This window comes from Pseudoroseomonas cervicalis ATCC 49957 (genome assembly GCF_000164635.1).
GTDB classification, from domain to species: Bacteria; Pseudomonadota; Alphaproteobacteria; order Acetobacterales; family Acetobacteraceae; genus Pseudoroseomonas; species Pseudoroseomonas cervicalis.
This window is the reverse complement of sequence record NZ_GG770777.1, coordinates 1,261,948-1,266,230: the sequence shown is the minus strand read 5'-3', so window position 1 is coordinate 1,266,230 and position 4,283 is coordinate 1,261,948. Positions and strand designations below refer to the sequence as shown.

Annotated in this window: 4 protein-coding genes; 1 reads left to right on the top strand and 3 read right to left on the bottom strand. The window is 71.2% G+C overall.

Going from position 1 to position 4,283, the window contains the following annotated elements; genetic code table 11:
* Window positions 1–222: 222 nt before the first annotated feature.
* The 3 genes from HMPREF0731_RS05485 to HMPREF0731_RS05475 form a co-directional block, all read right to left on the bottom strand.
* Entirely contained in the window at window positions 223–1,500 is a 1,278-nt protein-coding gene (locus tag HMPREF0731_RS05485; protein ID WP_007003053.1) for a TRAP transporter large permease, read from the bottom strand.
* Window positions 1,497–2,075: a TRAP transporter small permease gene (locus HMPREF0731_RS05480; RefSeq protein WP_007003052.1), complete on the bottom strand. Its 579-nt coding sequence runs from the start codon at window positions 2,073–2,075 to the stop codon at window positions 1,497–1,499. The genes HMPREF0731_RS05485 and HMPREF0731_RS05480 overlap by 4 nt, the downstream gene beginning before the upstream one ends.
* A 109-nt stretch (window positions 2,076–2,184) precedes the next feature.
* Window positions 2,185–3,192, bottom strand: a complete 1,008-nt coding sequence (locus HMPREF0731_RS05475; protein ID WP_007003051.1) for an asparaginase — start codon at window positions 3,190–3,192, stop codon at window positions 2,185–2,187.
* Between the two features lie 188 nt (window positions 3,193–3,380).
* Here HMPREF0731_RS05475 and HMPREF0731_RS26335 point away from each other — a divergent pair.
* On the top strand, window positions 3,381–4,283 hold a 903-nt coding region (locus tag HMPREF0731_RS26335; RefSeq protein ID WP_007003050.1), incomplete at its 3' end, for a methyl-accepting chemotaxis protein.

Genomic DNA, 4,283 nt, shown 5'->3' with positions numbered 1-4,283 from the left:
GCCTCCAGGGGCGCGCGGGCCTGGCGCCCGGCCAGCTCCGCCCCCAGTGTCGCCAGCCCGACCCCGGCCAGCAGCGGCAGCAGGGCGAGCAGCAGCAGGCGGCCGACAAGGCCAGGGGCGGGGCGGGGCATGGCGGCTCCAGTCCTTGGGCAGACTAGGACTTATGGCCGCCCCCGCTTGCCAGGGCCTTAAGGCGGGGGCGCCCGCCCGCCGCCGCGCCGTTCAGCGATACATCAGCGTCGGTAGCCACATCGCCAGCGGCTCCCAGAAGGTCACCAGGCCGAGGCAGAAGAACAGCGGGACCAGGAAGGGCGAGACCGCCTTGGTGGTCTGCTCGAAGCTGAGGCCGGAGATCCGCGACAGGATGAACAGCACCATGCCGACCGGTGGCGTCAGCAGGCCGATCATCAGGTTCAGCACCATGATGATGCCGAAATGCACCGGGTCGACGCCGATCTGCGTCATCAGCGGCAGCAGCACCGGCACCAGGATGGTGATGGCGGCGATGGTCTCCAGGAAGCAGCCGATGAACAGCAGGAACAGGTTCACCAGCAGCAGGACCAGCCATTTCTCCTGGGTGATCGACAGCACGAACGCCGCCACGCCATCGGTGATGCGGGTGGTGGTGACCAGCCAGCCGAAGATGCTGGCGCCGGCCACGATCAGCAGCACCACCGCCGTGGTCTCCAGCGTCTCCATGCTGACGCGGACGAAGCCGCGCCAGGACAGGCTGCGATAGACCACGGCGCCGAGGAACAGCGCGTAGAAGCAGGCGGCGATGGCGGCCTCGGTGGGGGTGAAGGCGCCGGTGCTCATGCCGCCCACCAGCAGCACGGGGGTCAGCAGCGGCAGGAAGGCGCGGCGGAAGCTGTGGCCGAGCCGCGGGATGGAGAAGGCGGCGTCGCGCGGGAACTGCTTGCGCCGCGCCTCCACCGCCACCCAGACCATCAGCACCAGCGCCATGAACAGGCCGGGGATCAGCCCGGCGGCGAAGAGCTGGCCGATCGAGGCATTGGCCATCACGCCGAAGATCACCATGGGCAGGCTGGGCGGGATGATCGGCCCGATGGTGGAGGAGGCGGCGGTCAGCCCGACGGCGAAGGGCATCGGGTATTTGTGGTCGCGCATGGCGCGGATCTCGATATTGCCGATGCCGCCCGCATCGGCCACCGCCGTGCCGGACATGCCGGCGAAGATGACGCTGCCCACGATGTTCACCTGGCCGAGCCCGCCGCGCAGCCAGCCCACCAGGGCGACCGCGAAGCCGTAGATGCGCTCGGTGATGCCGGCCGAGTTCATCAGGCTGCCGGCCATGATGAAGAAGGGGATGGCCAGCAGCGGGAAGCTCTCCACCCCGCTCGCCATGCGGTGCAGCACGACCAGCGGCGGCAGCGCGCCCTCGACCCAGACATAGAGCAGCGAGGCGCCGCCCAGCGCCACCGCCACCGGGATGCCGGCCAGCAGCAGCCCGCAGAAGGCGAGGAAGAGCAGCGCCGTCACAGCTTCACCCCGCCGAGCGAGGGGTCCACGGCCTGCTCCGGCTCGCCGGCGCGGAAGCGGCGCAGCGCCTGCTGCGCGCCGCGCAGCACGGTCAGCGCCAGCCCGGCCAGGATGCCGTAATAGACATAGGCCAGCGGCCAGTCGATCGCGACCATGGGCTGGAAGCGCATCGCCTCGGCCACCTGCCAGCAGAGCAGGGTGCAGATGACGAAGAAGCCCGTGGTGACGCAGGCCACCACCAGCCGCGCCCAGCGCCGCGCGCCGCGCGGCAGGGCGTCGAGCAGGAATTCCACCGCGATATGCGTGCCCCGCCGCGCCGCCAGGGCGCTGCCCCAGAAGCACAGCACCATCAGCATGTAGCTGGCGATCTCCTCGGTCCAGGCGATGCTGTCGTTCAGGATGTAGCGAGTGAAGAACTGCAGGAAGACGATCAGCGACATCGCCCAGAACAGGGCGAAGCCCAGCCAGTCCTCCGGTGCCATGGCGAAGCCGGGCTCGGGCTGGGCCGCCTCCTCGGCGGCGAGTTCGGCGAACAGCGCCCCGGCATCCTGGCCGGCGGCTGGGGTGTTGGACAAGTCGGGCCTCCCGTTTCGTTGTCATCACGCTACCGCGACGCAACGACCCGGAAAAGTATCTTGTCCGATAACCCGAGAAGTGGCGGGCCTGCCCGGCCCGCCACCTGCCTCAGTAGGTGGCGAAGATCCGCGCGATCTCGGCCGGGTCGGTGGTGACGGTCAGCGCCAGCGCCAGCAGCACCCGCGCCTTCTGCGGGTTGAGGTTGTCGGCGGCCAGGATGCCCTGCTCGCGCATCTTGGTCCCCTGCACGACGCGGCCCGAGCCGACGCGGCAGGATTGCACCACGGTCACGCCCTGCTTCACCGCCTCGGCCAGCGCCTCGGCCTCCCAGGGCGTCGGGTTGCCGGGGGCGAAGCCGGCCGAGACGATGCCGCGCGCGCCCGCGGCGACGAAGGCGCGCACCGCCGTGCCATCGGCATCGGCGTAGGAATAGCTGATGTCGACGCGCGGCAGGCTGTCGATGGCGCGCAGGTCGAACTCGGTGTCCGGCGCGTGGCGGCGCAGCGGCCGGCGGTAGAAGCAGACCCGGTCGGCATCGGCCTGGCCGAGCAGGCCGAAATCCGGCGTGCGGAAGGTCTGCAGGCGCCAGGTGGCGGTCTTGGTGACCTCGCGCGCGGCGTGGATCTCGTCGTTCAGCAGCAGCATCACGCCCATGCCGCGCGCCTCCGGATGGCCCGCCACGCGCACCGCGTTCAGCAGGTTCATCGGCATGTCGGAGGACAGGCCGGTGGCCGGGCGCTGGGCGCCCACCATCACCACCGGCAGGTCCAGCTTCAGCCCGAGGGAGAGGGCATAGGTCGTCTCCTCCAGGGTCGAGGTGCCGTGGCCGATGACGATGCCGGCGAGGTCGGGGATCTCGGCCGCGGCGCGGTGGCACTCCTCGGCCAGCGCCTTCCAGTCGCGGAAGCCGATGCGGCTGGAGATGACGGCGCTGTAGGGGCGGGGGATCACCTCCGCCACGCGGGACAGCTCCGGCACCCGGGCCAGGATCTCCTCCGCCCCCATCACCTGGCCGAGCACCGAGTAATCCTGGATGTCGAGCGCGTCGCGCCCGATCGAGGCCATGGTGCCGCCGGTGCCGATGAAGGCGACACGCGGGAGGGGAGGCTGGGACATGCGGCGTTTCCTGTGCAGCGGAAGCTGGAACAGCTCTAGGCGGCGCGCCCCCGCCGGCCAAGGGGGTGGGGCGTTGCCCGCGCGGTGTGCATGGCGACGACACAATTCATGAGCTGTTGATAACTGCACAATTATGAGTCGAAGTCTCGCATAATGCGAGGTATGTCTCATGATGCGGAATCAAGGTCATGCTTTTAGCAAAAGCCGAAATTCTGGACGCCGCGCCGCGCCCGGCGGAGGCCGCCGGGCTGGCGCCGACGCCGGAGAACGTGCTTGCTTTGGTCGACCAGGCGGCGCGCATCGCCGCCGCCAAGGGCCGCGCCATCCAGGCCATCACCGCCCAGACCCGCATCCTGGCGCTGAATGCCACCATCGAGGCGGCGCGCGCCGGCAGCGCCGGGCGTGGCTTCGCCGTGGTGGCGGGCGAGGTGAAATCCGTCTCCGCCGAGGTGGAGCGGCTGGCCGGCGAGATGGAGGGCGAGCTGAGCGCCGCCTTCGGCGCGCTGCGCGGCCTCGGCCGCCGCATGGCCGAGGAGGTGCGCAGCGAGCGGCTGGTCGACCTCGCCCGCAACGCGATCGAGATCATCGACCGCAACCTCTACGAGCGCAGCTGCGACGTGCGCTGGTGGGCCACCGATTCGGCGCTGGTCGAGGCGCTGGAGGCGCCCGCGCCGGAGCGGCTGGCGCATGCCGCGCGGCGCCTGGGCGTCATCCTCTCGGCCTACACCGTCTATCTCGACCTCTGGCTTTGCGACGCGGCGGGGCGGGTGGTGGCCAGCGGCCGGCCGGAGCGCTTCCCGCAGGCGGCGGGCCTCGACGTCTCGGGCGAGAGCTGGTTCCGCGCCGCGCTGGCCTCGGCCAGCGGCGACGATTACGCGGTGGCGGATGTGGCGGCGCAGCCGGCGCTGGGCCAGGCGCCTGTCGCGACCTATGCCGCCGCCATCCGGGCGGGCGCGGCGCAACGCGGCCGGCCGCTCGGCGTGCTCGGCATCCATTTCGACTGGGCGCCGCAGGCCCGCGCCGTGGTCGAGGGGGTGCGGCTGACCGCCGAGGAGCGCGGTCGCACCCGGGTGCTGCTGCTCGACGCCCGG